Origin of the sequence: Rhodococcus sp. C-2 (genome assembly GCF_027854095.1) — a bacterium.
In the GTDB taxonomy this organism is placed as follows: domain Bacteria; phylum Actinomycetota; class Actinomycetes; order Mycobacteriales; family Mycobacteriaceae; genus Rhodococcus_F; species Rhodococcus_F qingshengii.
Window position 1 is genome coordinate 221,111 of record NZ_JAQGFI010000011.1, and the last position, 23,707, is coordinate 244,817.

Annotated in this window: 28 protein-coding genes; 14 read left to right on the top strand and 14 right to left on the bottom strand. The window is 62.1% G+C overall.

The annotated features are described in order from the left end of the window. Positions 1–11: 11 nt before the first annotated feature. The 6 genes from PCS43_RS23560 to PCS43_RS23585 all read left to right on the top strand — a co-directional run bounded on the left by PCS43_RS23560 (position 12) and on the right by PCS43_RS23585 (position 5,194). Positions 12–683 carry a methylamine dehydrogenase light chain gene (locus PCS43_RS23560; protein ID WP_029256402.1) on the top strand — a complete coding sequence of 224 codons (672 nt, stop codon included), beginning with the start codon at positions 12–14 and terminating at the stop codon, positions 681–683. Continuing rightward, a complete protein-coding gene (locus tag PCS43_RS23565) occupies positions 680–1,999 on the top strand; it encodes a hypothetical protein (RefSeq protein ID WP_073512580.1) in 1,320 nt (439 codons plus the stop codon). Before PCS43_RS23560 ends, PCS43_RS23565 begins: the two co-directional genes overlap by 4 nt. Continuing rightward, positions 1,996–3,585 (top strand): multicopper oxidase family protein, encoded by a 1,590-nt coding sequence (locus PCS43_RS23570; RefSeq protein WP_063315620.1) that lies wholly within the window; start codon positions 1,996–1,998, stop codon positions 3,583–3,585. Before PCS43_RS23565 ends, PCS43_RS23570 begins: the two co-directional genes overlap by 4 nt. Positions 3,586–3,612: 27 nt before the next feature. Continuing rightward, positions 3,613–3,960 (top strand): plastocyanin/azurin family copper-binding protein, encoded by a 348-nt coding sequence (locus tag PCS43_RS23575; protein ID WP_003940240.1) that lies wholly within the window; start codon positions 3,613–3,615, stop codon positions 3,958–3,960. Then, a complete protein-coding gene (locus tag PCS43_RS23580) occupies positions 3,960–4,283 on the top strand; it encodes a cupredoxin domain-containing protein (protein WP_080712742.1) in 324 nt (107 codons plus the stop codon). Before PCS43_RS23575 ends, PCS43_RS23580 begins: the two co-directional genes overlap by 1 nt. 74 nt (positions 4,284–4,357) lie before the next feature. After that, positions 4,358–5,194 carry a methylamine utilization protein gene (locus PCS43_RS23585; RefSeq protein WP_073512579.1) on the top strand — a complete coding sequence of 279 codons (837 nt, stop codon included), beginning with the start codon at positions 4,358–4,360 and terminating at the stop codon, positions 5,192–5,194. Between the two features lie 95 nt (positions 5,195–5,289). On the opposite strand, the gene PCS43_RS23590 is transcribed toward PCS43_RS23585, so the two are convergent. Genes PCS43_RS23590 through PCS43_RS23615 form a run of 6 tightly spaced genes read right to left on the bottom strand, consistent with a single transcriptional unit; the run spans position 5,290 to position 12,347 of the window. Further along, a complete protein-coding gene (locus PCS43_RS23590; RefSeq protein ID WP_162114585.1) occupies positions 5,290–5,979 on the bottom strand; it encodes a SanA/YdcF family protein in 690 nt (229 codons plus the stop codon). A 25-nt stretch (positions 5,980–6,004) separates the two neighbouring features. After that, positions 6,005–7,738, bottom strand: coding sequence for an ABC transporter ATP-binding protein (locus tag PCS43_RS23595; RefSeq protein ID WP_209910077.1), 1,734 nt, complete (start codon positions 7,736–7,738; stop codon positions 6,005–6,007). Beyond that, positions 7,735–9,549 carry an ABC transporter ATP-binding protein gene (locus PCS43_RS23600; protein ID WP_256669994.1) on the bottom strand — a complete coding sequence of 605 codons (1,815 nt, stop codon included), beginning with the start codon at positions 9,547–9,549 and terminating at the stop codon, positions 7,735–7,737. Before PCS43_RS23600 ends, PCS43_RS23595 begins: the two co-directional genes overlap by 4 nt. Continuing rightward, the gene (locus tag PCS43_RS23605) at positions 9,546–9,893 is read right to left on the bottom strand and encodes a plastocyanin/azurin family copper-binding protein (RefSeq protein WP_007729706.1); all 348 of its coding nucleotides are present in this window, start codon (positions 9,891–9,893) and stop codon (positions 9,546–9,548) included. Before PCS43_RS23605 ends, PCS43_RS23600 begins: the two co-directional genes overlap by 4 nt. A 10-nt stretch (positions 9,894–9,903) precedes the next feature. Beyond that, entirely contained in the window at positions 9,904–11,466 is a 1,563-nt protein-coding gene (locus tag PCS43_RS23610) for a multicopper oxidase family protein (protein WP_065351488.1), read from the bottom strand. Beyond that, on the bottom strand, positions 11,463–12,347 hold the full coding sequence (locus PCS43_RS23615; RefSeq protein ID WP_232329930.1) for an ABC transporter substrate-binding protein: 885 nt from the start codon (positions 12,345–12,347) through the stop codon (positions 11,463–11,465). Before PCS43_RS23615 ends, PCS43_RS23610 begins: the two co-directional genes overlap by 4 nt. A gap of 284 nt (positions 12,348–12,631) precedes the next feature. On the opposite strand from PCS43_RS23615, the gene PCS43_RS23620 reads away from it, so the two are divergent. Then, a complete protein-coding gene (locus PCS43_RS23620) occupies positions 12,632–13,363 on the top strand; it encodes a TetR/AcrR family transcriptional regulator (RefSeq protein WP_073512576.1) in 732 nt (243 codons plus the stop codon). Between the two features lie 62 nt (positions 13,364–13,425). Here PCS43_RS23620 and PCS43_RS23625 read toward each other — a convergent pair whose 3' ends face one another. Then, positions 13,426–14,589, bottom strand: a complete 1,164-nt coding sequence (locus PCS43_RS23625) for an alpha/beta hydrolase family protein (protein ID WP_003940397.1) — start codon at positions 14,587–14,589, stop codon at positions 13,426–13,428. A 174-nt stretch (positions 14,590–14,763) separates the two neighbouring features. On the opposite strand from PCS43_RS23625, the gene PCS43_RS23630 reads away from it, so the two are divergent. Beyond that, on the top strand, positions 14,764–15,204 hold the full coding sequence (locus PCS43_RS23630; RefSeq protein WP_209910080.1) for a VOC family protein: 441 nt from the start codon (positions 14,764–14,766) through the stop codon (positions 15,202–15,204). 21 nt (positions 15,205–15,225) lie between these two features. On the opposite strand, the gene PCS43_RS23635 is transcribed toward PCS43_RS23630, so the two are convergent. Further along, positions 15,226–15,825: a TetR/AcrR family transcriptional regulator gene (locus tag PCS43_RS23635; protein WP_118607001.1), complete on the bottom strand. Its 600-nt coding sequence runs from the start codon at positions 15,823–15,825 to the stop codon at positions 15,226–15,228. A 75-nt stretch (positions 15,826–15,900) separates the two neighbouring features. Continuing rightward, positions 15,901–17,334, bottom strand: a complete 1,434-nt coding sequence (locus tag PCS43_RS23640; RefSeq protein ID WP_209910084.1) for an FUSC family protein — start codon at positions 17,332–17,334, stop codon at positions 15,901–15,903. Positions 17,335–17,392: 58 nt separating this feature from the next. Between PCS43_RS23640 and PCS43_RS23645 the strand changes: the two genes are divergently transcribed. Beyond that, on the top strand, positions 17,393–17,908 hold the full coding sequence (locus PCS43_RS23645; RefSeq protein WP_209910086.1) for a MarR family winged helix-turn-helix transcriptional regulator: 516 nt from the start codon (positions 17,393–17,395) through the stop codon (positions 17,906–17,908). 1 nt (position 17,909) lies between these two features. Here PCS43_RS23645 and PCS43_RS23650 read toward each other — a convergent pair whose 3' ends face one another. Then, positions 17,910–18,314, bottom strand: a complete 405-nt coding sequence (locus tag PCS43_RS23650) for a PaaI family thioesterase (RefSeq protein WP_019745591.1) — start codon at positions 18,312–18,314, stop codon at positions 17,910–17,912. A gap of 117 nt (positions 18,315–18,431) precedes the next feature. Between PCS43_RS23650 and PCS43_RS23655 the strand changes: the two genes are divergently transcribed. Next, on the top strand, positions 18,432–18,875 hold the full coding sequence (locus PCS43_RS23655; protein WP_064687803.1) for a winged helix-turn-helix transcriptional regulator: 444 nt from the start codon (positions 18,432–18,434) through the stop codon (positions 18,873–18,875). Positions 18,876–18,877: 2 nt separating this feature from the next. Here PCS43_RS23655 and PCS43_RS23660 read toward each other — a convergent pair whose 3' ends face one another. From PCS43_RS23660 to PCS43_RS23675, 4 genes are all read right to left on the bottom strand, one after another. Next, positions 18,878–19,333, bottom strand: a complete 456-nt coding sequence (locus tag PCS43_RS23660) for a PPOX class F420-dependent oxidoreductase (RefSeq protein ID WP_030536493.1) — start codon at positions 19,331–19,333, stop codon at positions 18,878–18,880. Between the two features lie 33 nt (positions 19,334–19,366). Further along, a complete protein-coding gene (locus PCS43_RS23665) occupies positions 19,367–19,876 on the bottom strand; it encodes a hypothetical protein (RefSeq protein WP_030536492.1) in 510 nt (169 codons plus the stop codon). A 70-nt stretch (positions 19,877–19,946) separates the two neighbouring features. Then, entirely contained in the window at positions 19,947–20,762 is an 816-nt protein-coding gene (locus tag PCS43_RS23670) for a DUF72 domain-containing protein (protein WP_058226655.1), read from the bottom strand. 44 nt (positions 20,763–20,806) lie between these two features. After that, positions 20,807–20,989 carry a hypothetical protein gene (locus PCS43_RS23675; RefSeq protein WP_003940600.1) on the bottom strand — a complete coding sequence of 61 codons (183 nt, stop codon included), beginning with the start codon at positions 20,987–20,989 and terminating at the stop codon, positions 20,807–20,809. An 81-nt stretch (positions 20,990–21,070) separates the two neighbouring features. On the opposite strand from PCS43_RS23675, the gene PCS43_RS23680 reads away from it, so the two are divergent. The 4 genes from PCS43_RS23680 to PCS43_RS23695 all read left to right on the top strand — a co-directional run bounded on the left by PCS43_RS23680 (position 21,071) and on the right by PCS43_RS23695 (position 23,636). Continuing rightward, positions 21,071–21,391: a GYD domain-containing protein gene (locus PCS43_RS23680; RefSeq protein ID WP_007729728.1), complete on the top strand. Its 321-nt coding sequence runs from the start codon at positions 21,071–21,073 to the stop codon at positions 21,389–21,391. Between the two features lie 44 nt (positions 21,392–21,435). After that, positions 21,436–22,284: an LLM class F420-dependent oxidoreductase gene (locus PCS43_RS23685; RefSeq protein ID WP_073512611.1), complete on the top strand. Its 849-nt coding sequence runs from the start codon at positions 21,436–21,438 to the stop codon at positions 22,282–22,284. A 75-nt stretch (positions 22,285–22,359) separates the two neighbouring features. Further along, positions 22,360–23,109 (top strand): SDR family oxidoreductase, encoded by a 750-nt coding sequence (locus tag PCS43_RS23690; RefSeq protein ID WP_047271926.1) that lies wholly within the window; start codon positions 22,360–22,362, stop codon positions 23,107–23,109. Between the two features lie 62 nt (positions 23,110–23,171). Next, entirely contained in the window at positions 23,172–23,636 is a 465-nt protein-coding gene (locus PCS43_RS23695; RefSeq protein ID WP_039973110.1) for an RrF2 family transcriptional regulator, read from the top strand. Positions 23,637–23,707: the final 71 nt, after the last annotated feature.

A 23,707-nucleotide genomic window follows, 5' to 3' on the forward strand; every position in this document is an offset into this window, starting at 1 on the left:
CGCAGCACAACATGACGGAGAATCGATATCCCGTCGACGAGGCGACAGTTCAGGCCCAGGCCGAATGGATGGCGGGCCAGGGCGGTTCGCTTACCAGCCGAACCGGACGTAAACTCTCCGAACGAGTTTCGCGGCGATCCATGATCAGCCGGATCGGCAAGTGGACCATGGGTGTGTCAGGAGTGGCACTGATCAGCACACTTCCCGTGACACGTAGTGCCTTCGCCCAAGAGCCCGAGGTTCCTGCGCCGGCACCTGGCCCCGAACCTCTTGTCCCTGTCTACGACGGTAAAGATCCGGCCGAGTGCGAGTACTGGCGCTGGTGCAACATGGACGGAACGTCCTGTGCCGCATGCAACGGCGGCGGTGTCACCACCTGTGCCCCCGGCAGCAAGCCCGGCGCAGAGTTCTGGGTCGGATGCTGCACCAACCCTGATACCGGCAAGACCTATCTGATCGCCTACTACGACTGCTGCGGTGCGCCTTCGTGTTCCAACGCATTCTGCGGCGAACCGGACATGCAGGCCGTGATGTACAACCCGGTCTCCGGAAGCTACGACCAGGAAATCATCTGGTGTGTCTCCGACGAGTCCCAGGCATACACCTGCACGATGGCGCCCATCATCGGTGAGGACTGCCAGACTCGACCGGCCGAGCGCCCCAAGGTCGGTGCCGGATCATGAGCAGTCCGCGAACCCGAAAACTGGCGCGACCCGCCGTTGCCGTCATCCCACTCACCGTCGTACTCGCGCTGGCCGGTTGCAGTTCGTCCGACAACGACGAACCCTCCAGCGCAGGTGATGTCACCTATCCGACAGTTCCGTTCACTGCACCGGGCGAGGGAATCTCCCTCGGTCACGACGACCAGGAAATCGGCGACACCATTCCCGAGCCGTTGCACGTCGGTTCGATCACCCCGATCGCAGCTGACCGCTTGCTGGGCGTCGAAGGTGGATTCGGCCAACTCGAGCTCAGCGTCAACGTCATCGATCCGAAAACCGGTGTGGCCGAGAGCCGGATCACCGTCGGCCCGGGTATCTGGGATCCGGTCATTCACGGATTCGTCGGGGATTCCGCCGAGGATCCTGCGGTGCTCGCTGCCGAGGTGTGGCGGCCCCGAGGTTCCCGCGGCGCGGCAGATTTCACGGTCAGCACCTACTCCGGGAACCTACTGGAACCAGCCGAGGTCATGCTTCCGGACGTCGCACGCGTACATTCCCGTCCCGGCTCGAACGCCGTGACCTCCGACGGCAAGTTCTTCGTCACGTGGGACGACGGTTTGTACGGCATCAGAGTGGTCGACCTCGAGAAGAAGGAAGCGACCGGTGCACTCCAGATAGTCGGCTGCGGTCCGTTCACGTGGATGGTCGATCACGAGCTGTACAGCGTCTGCGAGGACACCCGGGAACTGCTGCACGTCACGATCGGTGACGACGGTGTTCCGAAGGAAACCGCCCGAAGCAAGGTCCTACCCGAGGATTTTGTCTCCACCCGCAAGGTCACGTGGGCATCGAAAGCGAATAAAGCCTTGCTGGTCAGTGAGAACGGCGATGTGTACGTCTTCGACTTCTCCAACGGACTGCCTCAGGAAGGTGTCAAGCCGATCGGAAACGCCGGGCAGGACTCCGGTCGATTCTCGGAGAACGTCATCAACGCCGACGCAACCCGGCTCGCAATCGCGTACACGGACACGGCTATTCATCCGGACTCTGCTCGGGGAGGCTCACTGGTCAAGATCGACTTGTCCGACGCAACAACCTTCGCCCCGGTGAAGAGCTTGACGCTTGCAGACCTCGGCTTGACAGACATCAAGAGCATGACCTTTTCCGTCGACGGCGCCACGTTCTACGTGCTCGGTTCGGGACCTGAGGTCGAAGGCTCCGCTCCGCAGAAGATCGTGGGTTACAACGCGAGCACCGGCGAGCAGGTCAGTTCCGTCGATGTCTCGGGCAACGTCGGGGACGTCAGCGGGTTGATCACACCAGAAGTACTCCGATGAGTCGTCCCGGATCCGGCGTGGTGATGGGCCGGCGCCGATTCCTGAGTTTGGGAGCACTCGGCGCCGGAGCACTCGGGCTCGGCGCAATGGGGACGATTGCCGGATGCAGTTCCACTGCAGCATCTCCGACGCCGACGACCGATCTCGACTACATCCTGCCCACCGACCCGGAAGTTGCCGCCGCAGAATCGGCGCGAGCCTGGAACGGGACCACCGCTGCGTTTGCCCTTGCCGCCGGATTCTCGACGGTAGATCTTGGCGGACGCCTCGTGGACACGTGGACGTACGGAGGCGCTGCGGTGGCTCCGGAACTTCGCCTGAAGTCCGGTGACCGGGTGAACGTCAGCGTCCAGAACGGCCTCGACGCCGAAACAACACTGCATTGGCACGGAATTCGAATCCGCAACGACATGGATGGCGCGGCACCCACCACGCAGGCTCCCATCGGCGCCGGTTCGAGTTTCGAGTACAACTTCATCGCACCGGATCCGGGAACGTACTGGTACCACTCGCACAGCGGATTACAAGCCGATCGGGGGCTGTTCGGCGCCTTGATCGTCGAGGACCCGAACGACATCACCGGGGCCGACGTCGATGCCGTCCTAGTGCTCGACGACTGGCTCGACGGATTGGGTACCACACCGGATTCCGTCCTGATGGCCCTGAACCCGGCAATTTCGGGCGGGCACGGCGGACACGGCGGTGGGGCAACAACTCCGGCGGAACACTCGGAAGCCGACATGTCTGTCGCGCAACAGTTGGTGAGCGGCGGACACGGTTCTTCCGAACCACTCGGCGGGATGACTCAACACATCGCGTATCCACTGCACTTGATCAACGGGCGGCCACCCAACGATCCTGCTGTCGTGACTGCAGCGCCCGGTTCGACCCTGCGACTGCGAATCATCAACGCAGCCGCCGAAACTCCGTACCGGTTTGCTGTGGCCGGTCACGAGATGACAATTGTCGCTACCGATGGCTACGACGTGGAACCAACTCCCGCCGACACCATCATCGTCGGAATGGCGCAGCGCTACGACGTGCTGGTGACGGTGAAGTCGGGAACATGGCCGGTGGTGGCGAAGGTCGAGGGCCGAGATGGTTATGCGTCGACCGTCCTACGCAGCACCGACGCGTTGGCGCTGGCGAACCCGGATGTCGGCGGAAACCTCTCGGAACTGGCCGGCCGACTGGTCACCGAAAGCGAACTCCGGCCCACGGAATCCGCACGGCTCGAGACGAAATCACCTGATCGCGACTACCGCATCGAGTTGATCCAGGCCGGCGATCGGTACGTCTGGGGAATGGCGGGGGCCGATGCAGGCAAGCTCGTCATGAAACAGGGCGAACGGGTCCGGATCACGATGAAGAACGCGTCCACGATGTGGCACCCCATGCACACCCACGGCCACACGTTTGCGGTACCGGATTACGGCGGACTTCGCCGCGACACCGTCAACGTCCTACCCGGCACCGAGCTTGCCATCGAGTTCGACGCCGACAATCCCGGCGAGTGGATGTTCCACTGCCACAACGCCTACCACTTCGAGGCCGGCATGACGGCAAATCTGCGTTACGTCCGCTGACAAGTCGAAGAATGGAGAGAACACCTCATGAAGAAACTCGTTCCCGCTTTCCTGGCCGCGTGCGCTGCCCTGAGCCTAACCGCCTGCAGTAGTGATGCCGGTGCGTCGTCGGACGAACCTGCAGTCGTGATCGAGGTGAAGAACATGGCGTACACACCGGCATCGGTCACCATCGAGAAGGGACAGACCGTCGAATGGAAGTTCGACGACAGCGGACTCCCCCACGACGTGGTCGGCAACGGTGATCTCGACGGGAAACTGAAGAGCGAGTTGCTCACCGAGGGAACCTTCTCGTACACGTTCGACGACGCCGGAACCTTCACCTACCACTGCACGCCCCACCCGATGATGGTGGGCACCGTGATCGTTCAATAGTGAGGAGGTGGATCGCCGGCTTCGGCCTCGCCGTCGCGGCGACGTGTGTCCCAGCTTGCGGCACAGAAGATCCCGTCCCCGACGTGGTGGTCGAGATCAGCAATGTTCAGTTCAGTCCGATGGACGTCACCGTGGAGCACGGCGGCACCGTCGAGTGGCGCTTCGACGACGGCGGACTCCTGCATCACGTGGAATCACCCGGCCTGTTCGACAGCGGTATCACCGGAGACGGAACGTTCCGGCACACGTTCGAGAGCGTCGGCGTCTACGAATATTCGTGCTCCGTGCACCCGTACATGATCGGAGTCATCACAGTGCTGTGAACACTGGCTCATCACTTTTCGCTGCGACTTCGGCTCGACACTTTTCCTGAACCACAAACACTTCGGAGGATCTGATGACTACTGTTCTCTCACACGGCCCACTGCAGACCGACGTCCCTGACATCCGGCCGACCCTTCAAGGCTCGGTCGGCACCGCGACCCGTGTCAGCCTCGTCGCGGCGGGCGCCGCTGTGGGTGCCGGCCTCGCACTCGTGGCCACGCCATCTGCGACAACAGCTTTGACCACAGCTGTTATCGGCGCCGGACTGGTTACGTCGCTGGCCGCGAACTGGTCGACCTGCGGAATGTCCGTCGCCGGAGTTGTTGCGGCGCCGAAGCAAGTCGATCGGAAGGGATCCTCGACTCCCGTCCGCCGACTCGGCTGGCACGCTCTGGGTTCGGTCACGACGGGAGCCGTCACCGGGGCATTGATCGGCGCTCTCGGTGCGGCGATGTCCGGGTACGTGCCGATCGGCTGGGCGCTCGGCGTCTGGTCCGTCGTCGCGGTTGCATACGGGCTGCATGAATTGGGTGCGGTGAGCATGCCGACTCCGATGCGGCGCCAACAGCTTCCGCGCCATCTGCGCCGCACGATGGCGCCGTGGAAGGTCTCGCTGATCTTCGGCGCGATCATCGGTCCGGGATTTCTGATCTTCATCCGCTCGAGTGCGTACTACCTCTTGGCACTCGGCGTCATGGCTTCGGGTACACCGGCTCTCGGGGCGGCGCTGTTCACGGTCGTATCCCTTGGCCGCTGCATGCCCAGCCTCGCGGCAATCGTGCACACCAAGCGCGGTGGCTCGATGCCGGGATTCCTCTCGATCATGTGCGTCGTGGACCGTCGCGTGCAGAGCGTCACCGGCGCGGCATTGATCGCACTGGGAGCATTCGCCGCCGCAGCACTGATCTGACTCTCGACCGAGCACCCTTCACCTCGAGTGAACACACGCTCCGACTCTCCGGAGCGTGTGTTCACTCGACAGAAACCGTGCGCACTCACCCCGCGTCAGGGAATCGACAGCGCCACCTGGACCGAGTCCTCCGACGGCGACGTCACCTTTGCGTCCCGACTCCACAGCATGTCCAGCGCTGCCTTGGGCTTGGCAAGAACCCACTCCCGGGCGGCGTTCTTGATCAGCGTCGGAGTTGCGCACCCGCAATCGCTGTTCACCCCGTCTGCGTCGATGCCGACGTCTCGGCACAGCGCCACAGCGCGGGGCACGTGATACCCCTGAGTGACGATCAACGCCTTGGTCACCCCATACGTATGTATGGCCCGGAAGCAGGTGTCATAGGTGTCGAGGCCGTACGGATCCCCCACGATGCGACGCTCATCTATTCCATGCTCCAACAGGTAGTTCGTCATCGCCGCGATCTCGTCACCCGAGCCGCCGTTCGCGTCGCCGGAGACGAGGACCGCTTTAGCCTTTCCCGCTTCCACCAGTTCGACTGCTGCGTCCAGCCGCCCTTTCAGGAAAGCCATCGGCTTACCGTCCTTGATCTGCGCGCCCAGCACGATCACTACCGGAGCATCGGGAGCATCGACGGCGTCCGACGTATGGCCGGCCGACGCCACGGAAATCCACACGATCGAGCCCGCATAGACAACTGCTCCGAGCACCGCAATGCCTGCGACCCAACGAGGCCACCGGCGCTTGCGCGGCGGTTTCACTGGATCTGCAGCAGCTTCGTCCATTCGTCGATCAAACCACACGGTTTGCTCATGGCTCGAGCACTCGGTCGATCCTCCATCCCTCCGCGCCACTGCGCTCGGCCCACAGATCCGAGTACTTTCCACCTCGCGCGATCAGGTCTTCGTGGGAACCGACCTCCTCCACCCCACCGTCTTCGAGGTAGACGATGCGATCTGCTCCCTCAATAGTCGACAGGCGATGAGCGATGATCACCACCGTTCGACCACGGGCCAATCGGTGAATTGCCTCGGTGATGGCGACTTCGTTCTCTCCGTCGAGGGCTGAAGTCGCTTCATCGAGAAGAACAATCGGAGTGTCCTTGAGGAATGCCCGCGCAATCGAGACCCGCTGACGTTCACCGCCGGACAGCAGTGATCCGCCTTCACCTACCCTGGTCTCCTCACCGCTCGGCAAACGGTCGATCACTTCGCCTAGCCTGGAATCCACCACTGCTTGACGGACCTCCGACTCGGTGGCATCCGGTCTCGCCAACCGAACGTTCTCCAGGATGGTTCCGTCGAACAGGTAAACCTGCTGTGAGACAGTCGATATCCGAGACATCAATGCTCTCGTTCCGATGTCGCGAACATCGGCTCCCCCGATGGATACCGCACCTTCGTCTACGTCCCAGAATCTGGAGATCAGCCGAACCAGAGTTGTCTTTCCGGAACCGGAAGGACCGACCAGAGCAGTGACCGAGCAGTCCGGGAATTCGAGACTCACGTTCCGAATCACGCGATCCGGGCCGTAGCCGAAGGAGACCGAATCGAACCGAATATTATACGACGTAGGCTCTTTCGGCACCTCAGGTTCCGCCAGCACCGGTACATCGATCATCTCTCGGACAGATCCGAGCGACACCCGGGCCAGTGAGATACCTTCACCGAATCCTGCGAGCATTTGCATCGGCTCCACGAACCTCACGGCCAACACGAGAACAACGATCACGCTTGCTGTGTCGATGGACCCGGTGGTGACCAGCAGTGCCGCCAGAACCAGGACGGTGAGAAAGGCAACCTGAACGACGATCATGAAGCGCAGCAGATACTTGTCGACCGATCCGATTTCCTGCAGGTGTGCGTCCCGGTTGGACACAAGAGCTTCGTCCAACCGGGTCCAGCCTTCGCCACTCTTACCGGCCGAACGTAGAACTTGCTGCGCCTGTGCATATTCGACGACGCGCGATGCCAACTCGGATTCGCTCTTGCCGATCGCCTCGTATTCGGGAACAACCGCCCGCTGCACGTTGCGGTAAGCCCGAATCCCCAGTGGAACGAAGACGACAATCGCGAGAGACAGTCGCCAGTCCACAAACAAGACAGCGATCGCCACTGTCGCTGGAGTCACCGTGACGGTGACGAGTTGCGCGATGATCATTCCCGGGACGCTCATCAAGATAGCCGTGCCCTCGGTGACCAGGCGAGTGAACGCTCCACGGTTTGCCTTGCTGAACCACCCGAGCGGAACCTGCACCAAGTGCTCACCGAGGCGATGCATGATTCCACCGGCAAAACCCTCGATTCCGATGCGGTACGCCCGATTCTCGGCGATCCACCGTACGGCGCCACAGGCCACCGCCACGAGAGCAGCAGTGACAACCCACGGAACTGCGGCGTCGTAATCGCCGCGAACCACCGCTTTCAGGATCGGAATCATCAGTGCAAAGACGACACCCTCGAGTATCCCGGCGAGCGTGAAACCTGCTATCTGACCTCGCATCCCATTGTCGCGCCCGAGGATTTCGTCCAGGTCTCGAATCATTGCGGCGCCTTTCGCGGAGAGATGTCTTCGACGAGGGGGTTCTGGAGCGCCCACATCCGCGCGTAGGTTCCGCCGAGCGCCGACAACTGTTCGTGCGTACCTTTTTCCACGATCCGTCCGGCGTCGAGAACGAGTATCTGATCTGTGTATCGGACGGTGTGCAGTCGATGAGCGATCACCATCAGGGTGCCGCCGTCTGCACTGATCTCGCCCAGTGCGCGTTGAACGGCCGATTCACTGTGGGGATCGGCCTGCGAAGTCGCCTCGTCCAGGATGACGATCGGCGGGTTCTGAAGGATGGCGCGGGCGATCGTCAGGCGTTGCTTCTCCCCACCCGACAGCTCACCGCCCGAACCACCACCGATCTCGGTGTCATACCCGTCCGGCAGTCGCATGATCACGTCGTGAATCTGCGCCCGCCTCGCCGCTGTCTCCACTTCCAGATCCGTTGCATCCGGTCGACCGAGCCGAATATTCTCGCGCACGCTGTCCCGCAGGAGCACAACATCTTGGAAGACGATGGCCATTGATCTCAAGACTTCGCGACTGGACTGATCTCGTAAATCGCTTCCGCCCAGTCGAATAGACCCGTCCGTGACGTCCCAGAACCGCGGAAGTAGACGTGCCAAAGTGGTCTTTCCGGAGCCGGAGGGGCCAACGATCGCGGTCACGGTGCCCGGTTGCATCTCGAAGGAGATGTTCTCGAGGACGCGCTGCCCAGTGGTGTACTCGAAGCCGACGCTGTCGAATTCGACCAAAGTGCTGCGAGCAGGCACTGCATCCTGAGGTTCGGCCAGCTCTGGTTCGCCGAGGATGCTCTCGACGTGAGTCGCTCCCAGTTGGCCTTCGCGGTAGAGGTTGGCCATCGTTCCCATGTGCAGAACCGACGACGGAACACCGATTCCGACGACCAGAAAGGCAACAAGAGCTACCGGGGTAATCCAACCCCCGGACAACATTGCAGTTCCCGTCGCCGTGATGACCACGATGAGTACCGCCGGTGAGAGGAGGATCGACATCGCGACCACCGGCCTTCCCATCCCCGACATCCATCGCACGCACACCGCAACCATCGAATCGACAGCGCTCGAGTAGCGCGCGAATGCGCGACTCCCACTCCCGTACGTCTTGACAACCTCGATACCGTCGCCCAGTTCTACTGTCGCAGAAATCAATGTCGACATTGCAAGATTCCAGGAGTCGACGTTCGTTCGATAGGCTCTGCGCATCGACGGCGCGGCGAGAGCGAGACACACTCCGATGTAGCCGACCAGGACCAGGCTGAACTTCCAGTCCATCGCCACCAGATAGATCAGGGCCACTATCGGCGACAGGATCGCTGGTACCACGTCGGCGGGAAGGTGAGCGACGAGAAGATGCATCCGCTTCACGTCGTCCGTCATCGCCTGCTTCACTTCACCGGTGCCACCATTTGCAAACCACCCCAGAGGAACTCGGGACAGATGCCGAGCGATACGCGAGCGGATCGAGTATTTGAAATGCGCGTCGGCGGTGTGACACACGGTCAGTGCTGCGTTGTAGACGACAAAACCGAGAATTGTGCCCGCTGCACCGATTGCGGCCCACATCCAGACCAGGTTCAACGACGAGCCGGTCAGGAGCACCCGCGCGATCTCGACCACCGCAACGTAGGGCAGGAATCGCAACGGCACCGACAGTGCCGACAGACCCGCCCCTAGGAGGAGTTGATTTCTCACCGGCGCGATCATCCTGCCCAAAGCGTCTCGGTCGACGAGTCCAGGCGAGTCTTCCGGGGCTGCGGACTCGTTCACTTTCATTGCCGCACTCACTCTTCGACGATGATCGTGCCGGTCATGTTCGGATGTGGTGTGCACGTGTAGGTGAACGTTCCGGCTTTGTCGAAGGTCTGACTGTAGGTTCCGCTTCCTTGGAGATCGCTCTTGATCCCCAACTCGGCGAACACGACATCGTGCGGCATTCCCTGGTCCTCGAAAATCCACGTGACGGTCTGTCCTGTATGCACGGTGACGGAGTTCGGTGTGTACGCAAGGTTTTTCACCGAGATCTCGACCGGCGCTTGCTCGGTAGATCCCGTCGAATCGTTGCCGCACGACGTCAGTGTGAATACCGCTGCAACAGCGATCAATGTGGTCAATCCGGTGCGAAATGACATTCTGCTCTCCTCATCGAACGTAGTGGAGGTCGGCAGTCATCCCGGCCTCGAAGTGGTACGCGTTGTGACAGTGAAACATCCACCGTCCTGGATTGTCGGCGTCGAAGTCGATCGCCATTTGTGTACGCGGAAGTACGATCACGGTGTCTCGGCGAAGCCCGCCGTAGGAGGGAACCGAGAAGGTGTGCCCATGGGTGTGCATCGGGTGCCACATGTCGGTGTCGTTGTTCATGACGATTCGTATTCGCTCGCCCTGCTTCATTCTCAACCGACCTGCATCGGCGCCCGCCATTCCCCAGAGGTATCGATCGCCGGCCTGAATGAGATCCACCGAATACGCACGATCCGGTGCCCTCTGCTCCAGCGCTCCTGACGGGCGAAGCTCCGATTCCAGAACGAGCCGACCGCCGGAACCTGACAGCACTGCAGGCGAAGTCAGGTCGACGACCGCTACCGAATCCGGCGTCCGAAGCAGGCACGCGACGCCACCTGACTTCCCTTCCACCTTCGCGGCGATGGGCCACGAGCCGGACTGCACCGTCACCAATACGTCGTATCGCTGCGCGGGTGCGATCAGAATCTCGTCTCCGGCTGTGTAGGCAACGTCCTGCCCGTCAGCACTGACAACGGTCATCTCGTGCCCGGCGACCGAGAAACGGTACGGAGTCTCCGCCCCGGCATTGATCACCCGCAATCGAAGCCGAGTTCCGGCCGTCGCACTGACTACGAAGGGATCTTCCACAGGCCATCCGTTGATCAGGTGCAGTGGATACGTGATGTGCGTTGCCGTTCCACCGAGCGCCCTGGAATTTCCGTGACCACTGCCGAGAAGTTCTGCGGCAGAATCAATCTCTGCACCATCGACTTCCGGTGGAGTGCCGCCGTGCCCGTGGTGTCCTCCCTGCACGTCCGGTGACAATGCGCGAAGCACTGCATCCGGGGTTGTTCCCAGCCCGTCGAGCCAGTCGTCGATCACGATGACGACGTCCTCGTCGGCTCCGGTCCGGTCGTTCGGGTCCTCGACCACGAGTGCACCGAATAGCCCTCGATCGGCCTGCAATCCTGAATGGGAGTGGTACCAATATGTTCCGTGATCCGGGGCCACGAAGTCGTAGGTGAACTCGGCACCTGGTCGGATTCGTTCCTGGGTGACCGGCGGGACGCCGTCCATGTCGTTGCGGATCGCAATGCCGTGCCAGTGCACTGAGGTCTCCGTCGGAAGGTCGTTCTGCAACCGAACGTTGAGCCGGTCTCCCTTGGAGATTCGAAGCTCCGGGCCAACTGCTTCCGCACCGTACGACCATGTGTCGACCTCTCTGGCGCCCAGACTCACCCGAGCCGGTGCAGCTGTCAGATTCCGTTCGACTGTGCGCCCGCTATGAAATCTCGCCTGTTCGGCAGCACGAACTTCGTCGTCGAACGGTGAAATCTCAGAACTGGTTTCGTTCGCCGAGCCACGGCTGCACGCACTCAATGCCACAGAACCCAAAGCCGCAGAACCCACAGCCGCAGAGCCGAGCGTCACCGCTCCCCATCGCAGAGCCAGGCGCCGACTCAACGCACTCGAACTCATGCCGTCAGCGCCGTGAATTCCTGATAGCGCGTCGCGGCAACAGCTTCGGTTCCGGTGCCGGTCAGATTGCCGGCAGCCATGGCATCCATGTCCTCGATCATCCAGAAGGTGGCGAAGGGATGAGTGGCAAGCCACATGTCTCCGTTGACCTTGGCCACTCGGTTCTCCTGCACCGCTGAAAGACTCGAGAATCCGGGAACACCGGCAACCTTGCCGAACTCGTACACGCCCTCGTCGAACACGGCTACGATCCGAGCATCCTGCGCCGGGATCGCCTCGTCGGACAGGGGCGCATACGGCAGTCCTCCAGCGGCATTCGCTCGCTGGGATTCCGGACGCCCGAAGCCGCTCTCCGCCAACAGCAACGACGGCGGCGCCTGCTCGGTGGTGGTGGCAAGGATTCCAGAACTGCTCATCAGCACCGACACGGTGTTCACTTCACCACCGGACCGAGCAGAGACGTCAGCGATCTTGCCCTCCAAAGCGACAGTCAGCTTGTCGGCAACCGACTGACGATCAAAAGCGCGTCCGAAGAAGGCAAGATTCTCACGCCACGGAGTGGTGACGGCCGGGACCGGCACTGTGGGTACGGTCGACGCAAGGGAGTCGTAGTAGCTCCGATCGCCCATAGACGTGAAGATGACCAGTCCGGGATCCTGGGCGAGGACCTGCTCGATCGGGGGTGCACCGAGCGGCGGCACCGTGACCACCTCGGTACCCGCTGACGCCAAGATATCCTGGCCGATCTCCGATCCCCACGACGTGAAGACCACGTCAGGGGTGATGCCGACGGCAAGGAGACCGAGTGCGGCGTATTCGTCGAGGGAAACAATTCGCCCGAGGTCGCCCGGAACCGACGTCTCACCGAATTCGTGGGACACAACACGCGTTCCCTCGGCAGGTTCCGTCGTCGGTCCCGCCTCACTCGAGCTACAGGCGGCCGCAGTCAGGGCAACGACACTGACCAGCAGCGAAGCACCCAGCCTCGATAGGTAACCTGGTCGCGTTTTCAACTTCATGGTGTCCTTCAGCTTCGAAAAATCGGGGGGTTCGCATAAATCCGAGCACTGCTCGGATTTGGCAAGTAAACCTCACCTAAGTACATCCGTCAATCGCTTGCGTCGACTACGCACACCGATCCGACGCCGCTAAGCTCGGTCGGACCATGACTGCGCCATCACCTGACAAGAAGTCCGCCGCGACATCGGAGCGCCGCCGGAGTTACAACACCGGGATCACTGCGGACGCAGTGGTGACCGTGGCGTTCGGGCTCAGTCGCGAGCACGGAGTCGAGGGCTGGTCGCTGCGGCAGCTGCTCGGCGAACTCGATACGTCGTTCTCCGTCGTCTATCGACTCGTCGGAGATCGGGACACACTCTCGGCTGCGGTGGTCGACAGTGCGGTGTCGGCCGTGAACGTTCCATCCGCACAAGAAGATTGGCGTCAATGGCTGACACATCTGCTCTTGCAGATGCGAGAGGCATTGATCGAGTGTCCAGGCGCGGCGCAGTGGCTGCTGATGAACGGAGTTGCCACCCAGCGCAGCCGGGAACTCATGGAGGCCGGATTGGCATCGCTGATCGACGCCGGGTTCGGGGAAGAAGCCGCTCAGGCTTACACCGTCGCCTTCACCTCGACAATCACACTGATCGCCATGAACGACGCCAGGCGCATTCCCAGCGGACAGCCTTCACCCGATCACAGCGCGATGCTGGAACGACTGAGTAACGACGGACCCTCAGATCCTCGTTCATCGATGGAGACACTGATCGGGAAGTTCGCCGGTCCACCGGATGCTGCGGAAGCAACACGGGCAGAACACTATCGCTACACACTCGACCGTGTCCTCGACGGCCTCGAGGCGCGGCTGAACGCAATCAAGGAGTCACAGAAATGACCGAGGGTTGCTGTCGCAGTTGTGCGACAGCAACCCTCGGATGAGTTGGATTCTCGATATGTCTAACGGAACAGGTTCGCGACGAACGGAATCGTGTCAGCCTGTGATTCGACCAAAGCGCCGCTGTGATCGGTGTTGTAGGTCTTGAACGTGACCGGTTCACCGTTGGCGACCAACGCTGCAACCAGCGAAAGTGCAGACGGTGCAGGGACATCCACGTCGAGCAAGCCCTGGCCGATGAAGATGGGGCGATCGTATCCACTGGTCGGTACACCCATGTAATCGTTCAGCAGACCCTGGAAGTTCGGGATCTGACTGAGCGGGCGGGAGAAGATGTCACCGAGGACCAGATCCTTGGATGCCTCGTCCAGGTCTGCGGCGCAGAGCTTTTCGGCCGAGTCGACCTTTTCCCTTCCCAAGTCGTTCAGGTAGGAATTCAAGTCGATCTCGGGGTGCGCTTCCCGCAAGCCCGCGAGGATGTAGAGCGCGTACGACGTCAATCCGCCGCCGAGGGCGATGGGAGGGAAGCCCGGACCGGCAGGCAGGAGGGTCAACTCGATGTTGGCCGGCACTCCGGTACCCACCCCGCCGCGATAGTCGAGAGAATCCCCACCGTATTCAGTGGCGTAGCGCGCCGTCGTGATGGCCGCACCGCCGCCCTGCGACTGCCCGACCACTGCCCACCGATTCGAGATGGTGGGGTCGATCACCCGAGCAGCCTTGACCGAGTCGACGACGCTGTGCGCCTCCACCTTTCCGTCGAGATACGGCATCAGCCCCGGTGTTCCCAGACCGACGTAGTCGGTGGCGACTACGGCGTAGCCCTCGGAGAGCCAACGCCCCAGGTAGGGGTAGTCGCGCTCGGGCAGGCCAGGACCGACCAGCGAAGGGGCACAGGAATCGTCGAGTCCCGTGGTGCCGTGCGCCCACGCAATGACGGGCCAACCACCTTCCGGTGCCGGACCGGCCGGGACGTAGTACGCGCCACTGCTCAGCGCAGGCCCGCCGTTGGAACCGATGGTCCAGTACGTGAATCGCTTGGCGTCGGCGGTACCCGGAATCCACAGATCTTTCGGTAGCGGCTCACTCGACACCACAGTGCCGGTGGCTTGCGACGCGCTCGGTGCCTGTGCGGACGCGATGGGCGCAGCAACGGCGGAGCCGATCGTTGCAGCACAGAGGGCTGCGATGGATATGCGGGCAAACGACTTCGACTGGAATTTCACGTCTGACGACTCCGGTTCGTGCGGTGGGCGACCTCGTTGGACGTTATCGTAGATTTTGTTTAACCGATCGGTCAAGCAAAATCTTGCAGCTTCGTAAAACGTATATGTCGAGATTCACGCCCTAACTCCGACCTAGCATCGAACCGCACGAAAAAACAGTAGGAGGATGTGTCCATGGCACACGTACAGCGTTTCGACCACATCGGCATCACCGTCGCGGACCTCGAATCAGCGACCGCATTCTTCGTCGGTCTGGGTCTCGAGGTGGAGGGCACCGGATCCGTGGAGGGTGAGTTCGTGGAAACCGTCTGCGGTATCCCTGGAGCCAAGTGCGAAATCGCCATGCTGCGCCCGCCGGGCGAAGGATCACGGCTCGAGCTCTCGTCCTTCGTCACGCCCGAGCACGTACCCGGATCGCCTGCTCCGATGGCCAACGAGATCGGGATACGCAACGTGTCTTTCCAGGTGGGCGATCTCCAGGCTGCGGTCGACGCGGTGGCTGCGGACGGTTACGGACTCATCGGCGGGATCGGCGAGTACGAGAACAGCGTGCGCATGGCCTACGTCCGGGGGCCTGAAGGGATCATCGTGTCCCTGTTCGAGCAGATCGCCTGAAGCGTCACGGCATTCGGAGCGTCAGATCGCCTTCCAGGAGCTGGCCAGAGCGCCCATCGCGGCCGCGAATTCGGCGAACGCCGCGTCGATTCTGACGCGGTCACCGGTGGTCACCAGATCGAGCGTCAACCCGCGAATCTGCGCCAACACGATCGTCGCGTAGCGATCAGCGCGATCGGGTGGACATCCGTACGCGAGCGCAGCTTCCGCCAAACCACCCAACCAGTCCCCCACCACATGGTCGAGAAACTCGCGATACCGCTCCGGATGCAACAACGCCTGTCCGTAGATCTCGAACATCAAGCGAAAGTTCGGCAACGATTCCGCTGATGTGCGCCCATTCCAGTAACTCGTCAACATCTCGACGATGTCGGTCCCGGAAGAGATGTCGAGAGAAGAGCTGTCTCGCAGGGTGGCAACTACTTCCGTGAGCAGTTGTTCCTTCGAACCGAAATGATGGATGAGTGTCGCATGACTGATCCCCAGATCCTTGGCCAATGGCCGCATGGACAGTTCACCGACGCCGTTCGCCGTGACGTACGCGGTTACCTGCTCGAGCAATTCGGCACGGCGATGCTGGTAACGCAGTTTCCGGCCGTCGACCGGCGTGCTGTCCTCCACCTGCAGGAGCCTACGCAGTACCGGAAACACAGCAGTACCGGAAACACGGCAGTACCGGAAACACGGCAGAACCGGTTACACGGTGACGTGGTGGCGATCCGATCGACTGATCGTCACAGCGGCGACGACAACTCCGATCACCACGCCGATGAGAGTGTCCGCGACGCGAGCCACTGCCGCTTCGGTCCCGATCGGAGCACTGAACCCGATGAGGAGCAGTGCCATCGGGGTGACGGCCAGTGATGTCAGTGCATAGTTCTTGATCACGAGCAGCTCAGCAGCAGTCTGCAGAATCACGACCACGGCAACCGCTTGCCAGTAGCCGAGCGTCAATGCGATGAGAGCAGCAGCGACGACGGCGCCACCGACATTTCCCACCAACCGCTGAATCCCACGCTGGACGGTCTGCTTGTAGTTCAGCCCCTGCATCGCGGCGATGGCACCCATCGACGCCCAGAGCGGATGCTCCAACCCGGCTCCCGCCGCGAGCCAACCGGCCAGAGCCGACGCTGCCACGATGCGGAGAGCATTCATCCGCACCGGGCGCGAATACAGCCGATTCAATCCTTCGAGAAAATAGCCTTCGGGCGCGGCCAGGTTCTTTGCCGGTGCGAGATCGTGTTCGATCATGCTGGAACGCTTGAGCTTCCGAAGCTCCTTCTCGTGCCGAGCAATGTTGCGAATCAGGGTGGCGTCGCCGTGCAACTGCCACTCCTGAACTGCCGCTTCTGCTTCGTCGAGCACCGCCACCAGTTCGCGTCCGTGATCGACGGTCGACTTGATCCGGCCACTCGACGCAATAACCAAGCGGGCGTTGGCAATCGATCCGAGCGCCGGTTCCACTCCGTCTGCGCCGGACTGTTCGAGACGCCCCACCGCAGAAACTGCACGGGCAACTGCCAGGCGGGCAGGTCCCATCGGCAGTACGAGCGCTGGGAGCATCGCGGCCGCCCAACCGACCAGAACTCCGAGCGCACCGGCAGTGACCAACCGCGCCAAATCATCAACGCTGGAGGCATATCCGGCTGCACCGGTCGCCGCGAAGACGAGGATGACGGGCCCTGGTCCGGTGATCCGGAAGCCCGACATGAAGCAGTACGACGCACCCGCAAGCAAAGAGAGGATGCCGATCTGCAACCACATCGGAACGCCCGCGACACCCATGGCGCCGCCGAAGGCAATCGAAACCACTAGTGCAGCACCCACCATTGCCAGCTTGCCGGCCAACCGTGGATACGGCTCGTACCTGCCGAACGCGGCGCACAGCGCGCCCAAGGCCGCGAAGCCGGCCAATTCCCGATGCCCGAGCAGTCCGCCGACCACGAGGACTACGGCGGTGGCGAGCCCGACCCTGATCGCGGGGGCGATGGTCGCGTCGGCAGATCCGACGCGAAAAGCCGCTCGCCACGTCGCCCCGGAGACGGTATGTGCAATGGCTTCACTCGAATGAGTGAGACGGCTGGGCGTCCTGGCTGCGGTTTCGGTTCGGGTCACCCACCCAGCATACATTTATTTCACTAGTAAATTACTTGTGAAGTAATGTGAATTCTGTCGCTAAGATGGGGCCATGGGCGCGGCGAACAGATCCGAAGACGACTTCATCGACAAAGTCCGTCGCGAATGGAAGCGCGCCTACCCCGAGTTCGACACTGCTCCCGTCGAGGTGATGGGCCGGATCGCCCGCATCAACGCGCAGTCTCTTCACCAGCTCGACCGCGCACTGGCGTCCAGCGGGATTTCTCGCGCCGAATTCGACGTGATGAGTGCACTTGCTCGCAGTGACCGTCCCCTGCGGGCGAGCGAAGTCACCGCCGTCACGATGGTCAGCGGCGCCGCCACCACAAAACACGCAGACCGCCTGGCCAAGCTGGGCTTTGTCGAGCGTCAGCGCTTCGAACACGACGGACGAGTGGTTCTGCTTCAACTCACCGATGCCGGTCGCGCATTGGTCGAGGCAGAGTTTCCCCGACGCGTCGAGCGAGACCGTCAAGTACTCACCGGACTCGACGAGGACGAACGTGCCCAACTGACGGCACTGCTCAAACGCATCTCACTCAACATCGACTCGGGGATCTGGGACTGACCTACTTCGGCAGCGGCACGTTCTGCAAGCGCACCTGACCGCGCGCCACCTCTTTCCCCGATTCCGGATCGGTGATGACCACCGACCACAACTGCTGAACGCGTCCCTGCTGTATCGGCACAGCCACGACGTCCACGCGCCCACCCGTACGCGCCCGCAGGAAATCCGTTCCGTTGTGCACTCCGACGGCAAATTCGCCACGGTCCGCCACTGCGGTACTCGCCCCGATGCTCGCGGCCGACTCGACGGCAGTCGTGTAAACGCCGCCGTGGACAACGCCCCACGGAGTGTGGTGTGCCTCGGACAGATCGATGTGCCCGACAACCTTCGTGCCGGACACCTCGTCCAGTTGCAATCCGGCAGCGCTGACGAATCCGCTTGCTGCCTCGAGATTCAATTCCGTCATGACGACCCCTCATCTGCTCCGTTGGATTTCTCGACCTACCTTCCGCCCTCGAATACATGCCGTCAAGTGCTAAGTTGGAATTCCCAACTAACATTTCCAACTAACAGGGGCCCAGAGATGACGGCGACAAAAGGACGCAACTGCTCCATCGCCAACGCCTTGGAGGTCGTCGGCGAGAAGTGGTCACTGTTGGTGCTCCGAGAAATCGTCCTCGGGCAACGACGGTTCGACGAGATCGCCGCGGGCACGGGTGCGAGCCGCGACATCCTCGCCGCGCGTCTACGCACCCTTGTCGACGCCGACGTCCTCACGAAGCGACGCTACGAAGACCATCCACCGCGCTACGAATACGTCGCCACCGAATCAGGGAAGGCGCTCTATCCCATTCTGATGGCGCTCATGGAATGGGGGGACGCCTTTGCGACGACGGGTCCACCGCCAACCGTCGTCGAACACCGTTGCGGTGAGATCCTGCACGCCCAAGTTGTGTGCGCGCACTGCAAAGAGCCGCTGGCCGCCAAAGACGCGCATGTAGTCGAACTCTCGCCGCCTGCTCGATAGCGTCAGCGTCCGGGCGGAAACCCGCCTGTTGCGATCGGACCCCAGGAGTCGACGGTGACGCGGATCAGGCTCTTACCCTGCTTGCGCATGGCTTCGCGGTACTCGTCCCAGTCGGGATGATCACCGGCGATGGATCGGTAGTAGTCGACCAACGGTTCCACCGAGTCCGGGAGGTCGATCAACTCCGCGGTTCCGTTCACCTGGACGTACGGGCCGTTCCACTCGTCGGAGTGGATACACAGAGACACCGCCGGGGTGCGGCGGACATTCGCGGCCTTGGCCCGTTCCGGGTACGTGGAGATGACGATCCGACCCTCGTCGTCGACCCCGCACGTCACCGGAGAGATCTGCAACTCGCCGGATTTCTTCACCGTGACGAACGTGGCCCGATGGCGCGGCCTGACGAATTCGAGGAGCTCGGCAAACGACACACGATCTGCGCTGGCGATCTTGGACATGACCTCAGCCTAATTCGATTTACGAACTGACGCTCAGGGCATCTCGATGGTCTGAGCACGTGCGATTTCGCCGATTGCACGAATGATGTACGCGCTCTGAGCTTTCTTCACTCCGGTCGACAAACTCCCGATGACCAGAACCGCCGAACGCAGGTACGCGCCGTGCCCGATACGGAACGAATCGTCTTCCAGATCCGAGATCCCGAGCGCCCCGGTGTAGACCGCAGCGAGCGCCTGCACGTCCAGATCCGGCAGCCACACAATCGTGGACTTGGCGCAGGCGGTGAGCGCATCCTGCACGTCCTCGCTGGACAAGCCGTCCGGATGCGTGTCCTCGAGCAATTCGCGCACGATCGCCGCGTGAACCGAGCTGACCTGCTCGAAAGAGAGCCCGCGCAGTTCCTCGACAGCCACGAGTAGTCCGTCACGATTTGCCGCCCGCACCGCGGCGAGTGCGTCGGCCGTGGCATCGGCGATGTCACGGGCGACCTTCGGCCAATGCGTCGGCCAGCTCTGTTCTGGCGTCCGCTGTTCTGGCGTCATCGTGGTATCTCCTCGGTCCTCGTGTTCATGCGGAAGCCTTCCACATCCCACCGACAGGCCAGGCGATCCGTCAGCGCAGCCGCTCCAACAAGGACATTGCGTTGTGCGGCGCAAAGCCTTTCATGTCGTTGTCGAAGTAGACGTACACGTCGAGGCCCTCGTCCATCCAGTCCCGAAAGCGCTTGGACCACTTGTCCAGAGCTTCGTCGGTGTACCCACTCGCATACAGTTCCTTGTCCCCGTGCATCCGCACATAGACAAAATCGGTAGTAGGAGTGGTGATGCGGGGATACCTGCCGGCTGTGTCTGCGACGACAAAACCGATGGAGTGCTCGCGCATCAGGTCCACGGCTTCGTCGGTCTCGAAGCTGGCGTGCCGCGCTTCCACCGCGTAGCGAATCGGCACGTCCCTCTCGGTCTGGGCGAACACTCGGTCTTCGGTGAGTTTGTCGTCGTGCTGTGCTGCCAGATCGGCTGCAGCCTGCGTGGTACGGGGAAGACCGTCGAAGAAGTCGGCCAATCGCTGCGATTCGAACTGCAGCGTCGGAGGTAGTTGCCACAGAATCGGCCCGAGCTTGGGGCCGAGGGCGAGCGTTCCGGCGGCAAAGAAGTTGGCGAGTCCGTCACGGGCGTCGAGCAGCCGTTTCATGTGTGTGATGTACCGGCCGCCCTTGATCGCGAACACAAAATCTTCGGGAGTTTCGCTGCGCCATTTGGTGTAGCTTTCCGGCTTCTGCAGCGCGTAGAACGAGCCGTTGATCTCAATCGACGTCAATCTCTCTGCGGCATAAGACAATTCTTTGCGGTGAGCAAGACCTTTCGGATAGAAATCTCCGCGCCACGCGGGATACGTCCACCCGGAGATACCTACCCGAATATCTGCCATCGATTCAGACTAAGCGGCACTCGAGCGTTTTGGCACTCCGTGTTTCAAACTCCGGCGCTGAGCGCGACGGATACCGGTACGACGGTCAGGCACACCACCGCACCGATGAACAACGCGATCACGAGGCGACGGTCCCACTTTCCGCGTGCACCACTGGCAGCGAGCATGAAGATCACAAAACCTACACACACGGACACGATAGTCACGATCACCGGAGTTCCAACCATGCCGTGATTGTCCCCTACCCATTGCCACCGAGCGCCCTACGGGTACACGATCGAAGTACCCATCCCGAGCTAGGAGTGGAAATGCCGAAATACCTCTGGCAAGTGACGTACTCACCCTCCGGCGCCGCCGGTCTGCAGCAGGAGGGAGGCACTGCGCGGCGCGACGCGATAACGCGAATGGTCGAAAGCATCGGTGGCACTGTCGAATCCTGCCACTTCGCACTGGGCGGTCACGACATGTTCGTGATCGGCAACCTGCCGGACGACGTCGCGGCAGCCGCATTGAGCATTCGCACGGCTGCGGCAGGTGCAGCACGCTCGGAGTCGATCACACTGCTCACGCCGGAGCAGATCGACGAGGCAGTCAAGCGACCGACCGACTACCGCGCGCCGGGCAAATGACGACGGAAGGAATAGATCCCGGCAGCAGCCGAGTTGCACCCGCTGTGACGGAGACTACGAAAACACCTGACCTGGGAACCTACGGAATCTGGCGAGGAGCGGCTGGTTTGCCGCCCGAGCTGGGAACTGCGATCGAGAAACTCGGTTTCGGCACCATCTGGATCGGCGGCTCCCCACGCGCCGATCTACGGATCGCCGAGAAACTTCTCGACGCGACCGAGCACATCACCGTGGCAACCGGAATCGTCAACATCTGGTCCTCACCTGCGGCTGAGGTGGCGGAGTCCTATCACCGACTCGAAGCCGTGCACCCGGGTCGATTCCTGCTCGGCGTAGGCGTCGGACATCCGGAGGCTACCGGCGACTACACCAAGCCGTACGCCTCGCTCGTGTCGTACCTCGACGAACTCGACGCGGCCCAGGTCCCGGAAGCGCGGCGCGTCCTCGCCGCACTGGGGCCGAAGGTGTTGAAACTGTCCGCCGCTCGCGCCGCCGGCGCGCATCCGTACCTGACCACCCCCGAACACACGGCCGAAGCTCGCGAAATCCTCGGCCCTTCGAAGATCCTGGCCCCCGAGCACAAGGTTGTCCTGGAAACCGATCCGGAGAAGGCCAGAGCAATCGGTCGCCCCGCCGTCGCCAACCCGTATCTGTATCTGCGCAACTACACGAGCAATCTCGAGCGCCTCGGTTTTGCGCCCGAAGAGTTGGCCAACGAGGGGAACGATCGCGTCATCGACGCCCTGGTTGCGCGGGGTACCGCGAAGTCCATCGCGGATCGACTTCGGGAGCATGTCGCGGCGGGTGCCGATCACGTTGCGATCCAAGCACTTCCCGCCGAAGGTGATCCGATCGCGACCTACGAAGCACTGGCCGCCGAACTCTTCGACTGACCGGGCAACCCTTGACTCGGATAAGTAGTGTCCGAGTATACTTGGACACTACTTATCCGAGTAAAGGAGAAAAACATGAAGATCGTCATTTTCGGAAGCGGACTCATCGGAAGCCAGGTCGCCGCCAAGCTCGCTGACGCCGGGCACGACGTGAAGGCGCTCGGTCGCGGCGACGGGATCGACATCACCACCGGCGCAGGTATCGCCGAGGCAGTCGAGGGTGCCGACGTCGTCGTGGATCTGACCAATTCCCCGTCATGGTCGGACGACGACGTCTTGGCCTTCTTCCGCGACGGAACCGGCCACATCCTCGCCGCGGAGGAGAAGGCAGGCGTCGGGCACCACGTCATCCTGTCCATCGTGGGTGCCGATCGACTGCCCGATTCCGGGTACATGCGAGCCAAGGTCGCCCAGGAAGACCTGGTCAAAGCGGGCCCGACCCCCTACACGATCGTCCGATCGACCCAATTCTTCGAGTTCGTCGCCGGAATCGCCGACGCGGGAACCACCGACGGCGCCGTCCACGCAACGCCGGGACATCTGCAACCCATCGCGTCTCGAGACGTCGTGTCCCACGTCGCCGAGGTAGTGACCGGCGCGCCGCAAAACGGCACGGTCGAGATTGCCGGACCCGAACCGCTGGGCATCGACGAACTGGTCCGGCGCTTGTTCCTCGTCACCGGCGACAAGCGTTCGGTTATCTCCGATCCCGAAGCCGGCTACTTCGGCGCGAAACTCGACAACTCGGCACTGACCCCGACACCCGGTGCAGATGCATGGATCGCGCCGACAACATACGACGCGTGGCTTGCCGAGAAGGCCTGACGTCGACAACTCGAGCGACGTCCGGCCCGCACCGCTTTCCGCGGCGTCGATAGAGTCCAATCATGAAGCTTTCCGGAGGCGTGGAGTGGTCACTCCACTGCTGCGTGGTTCTGAGCCAGTCCGAAGGGCCGGTACCCACAGCCAGACTCGCCGAACTTCACGGGGTGTCGAAGACATACCTGGCGAAGCATCTGCGAGCGCTCGCGCACGCCGGTCTGGTCAATCCGACCGAGGGCCGAGACGGCGGGTACGTTCTCACCCGGGCTCCCGAGAAGATCACCGTTCTCGACGTCGTACAGGCCGTTGACGGCACCGAACCTGCGTTCCGGTGCACGGAGATTCGACAGCAAGGAATCCTCGCCGCCCCACCGGAACAGTGCCGTTCCGCCTGCGGAATCGCCAAGGTCATGGCCGACGCCGAAAAAGCCTGGCGCGCATCACTGTCGGGGGTCACTATTGCAGATCTTGCTGCAACCCTGGACCTTCCGGCACTCAGAAAGATCCTGACCACACCGATCACACCCTAGAGCAGCCCACACCCCACGAGACGGCAATCCATCGTTCAACTATCGGGTACCTTGTTCGGGGATCAAATCTT

Excerpts from the sequence above, each read along its gene's own strand:
- PCS43_RS23640 (WP_209910084.1), bottom strand. The coding sequence starts at position 17,334 with ATGTATGCTGGGTGGGTGACCCGAACCGAAACCGCAGCCAGGACGCCC.
- PCS43_RS23570 (WP_063315620.1), top strand. The coding sequence starts at position 1,996 with ATGAGTCGTCCCGGATCCGGCGTGGTGATGGGCCGGCGCCGATTCCTG.
- PCS43_RS23595 (WP_209910077.1), bottom strand. The coding sequence starts at position 7,738 with ATGATTCGAGACCTGGACGAAATCCTCGGGCGCGACAATGGGATGCGA.
- PCS43_RS23665 (WP_030536492.1), bottom strand. The coding sequence starts at position 19,876 with ATGACGCCAGAACAGCGGACGCCAGAACAGAGCTGGCCGACGCATTGG.
- PCS43_RS23610 (WP_065351488.1), bottom strand. The coding sequence starts at position 11,466 with ATGAGTTCGAGTGCGTTGAGTCGGCGCCTGGCTCTGCGATGGGGAGCG.
- PCS43_RS23695 (WP_039973110.1), top strand. The coding sequence starts at position 23,172 with ATGAAGCTTTCCGGAGGCGTGGAGTGGTCACTCCACTGCTGCGTGGTT.
- PCS43_RS23650 (WP_019745591.1), bottom strand. The coding sequence starts at position 18,314 with ATGACGGAATTGAATCTCGAGGCAGCAAGCGGATTCGTCAGCGCTGCC.
- PCS43_RS23575 (WP_003940240.1), top strand. The coding sequence starts at position 3,613 with ATGAAGAAACTCGTTCCCGCTTTCCTGGCCGCGTGCGCTGCCCTGAGC.
- PCS43_RS23680 (WP_007729728.1), top strand. The coding sequence starts at position 21,071 with ATGCCGAAATACCTCTGGCAAGTGACGTACTCACCCTCCGGCGCCGCC.
- PCS43_RS23590 (WP_162114585.1), bottom strand. The coding sequence starts at position 5,979 with ATGGACGAAGCTGCTGCAGATCCAGTGAAACCGCCGCGCAAGCGCCGG.
- PCS43_RS23560 (WP_029256402.1), top strand. The coding sequence starts at position 12 with ATGACGGAGAATCGATATCCCGTCGACGAGGCGACAGTTCAGGCCCAG.
- PCS43_RS23585 (WP_073512579.1), top strand. The coding sequence starts at position 4,358 with ATGACTACTGTTCTCTCACACGGCCCACTGCAGACCGACGTCCCTGAC.
- PCS43_RS23660 (WP_030536493.1), bottom strand. The coding sequence starts at position 19,333 with ATGTCCAAGATCGCCAGCGCAGATCGTGTGTCGTTTGCCGAGCTCCTC.
- PCS43_RS23645 (WP_209910086.1), top strand. The coding sequence starts at position 17,393 with ATGGGCGCGGCGAACAGATCCGAAGACGACTTCATCGACAAAGTCCGT.
- PCS43_RS23690 (WP_047271926.1), top strand. The coding sequence starts at position 22,360 with ATGAAGATCGTCATTTTCGGAAGCGGACTCATCGGAAGCCAGGTCGCC.
- PCS43_RS23565 (WP_073512580.1), top strand. The coding sequence starts at position 680 with ATGAGCAGTCCGCGAACCCGAAAACTGGCGCGACCCGCCGTTGCCGTC.
- PCS43_RS23630 (WP_209910080.1), top strand. The coding sequence starts at position 14,764 with ATGGCACACGTACAGCGTTTCGACCACATCGGCATCACCGTCGCGGAC.
- PCS43_RS23605 (WP_007729706.1), bottom strand. The coding sequence starts at position 9,893 with ATGTCATTTCGCACCGGATTGACCACATTGATCGCTGTTGCAGCGGTA.
- PCS43_RS23655 (WP_064687803.1), top strand. The coding sequence starts at position 18,432 with ATGACGGCGACAAAAGGACGCAACTGCTCCATCGCCAACGCCTTGGAG.
- PCS43_RS23670 (WP_058226655.1), bottom strand. The coding sequence starts at position 20,762 with ATGGCAGATATTCGGGTAGGTATCTCCGGGTGGACGTATCCCGCGTGG.
- PCS43_RS23620 (WP_073512576.1), top strand. The coding sequence starts at position 12,632 with ATGACTGCGCCATCACCTGACAAGAAGTCCGCCGCGACATCGGAGCGC.
- PCS43_RS23675 (WP_003940600.1), bottom strand. The coding sequence starts at position 20,989 with ATGGTTGGAACTCCGGTGATCGTGACTATCGTGTCCGTGTGTGTAGGT.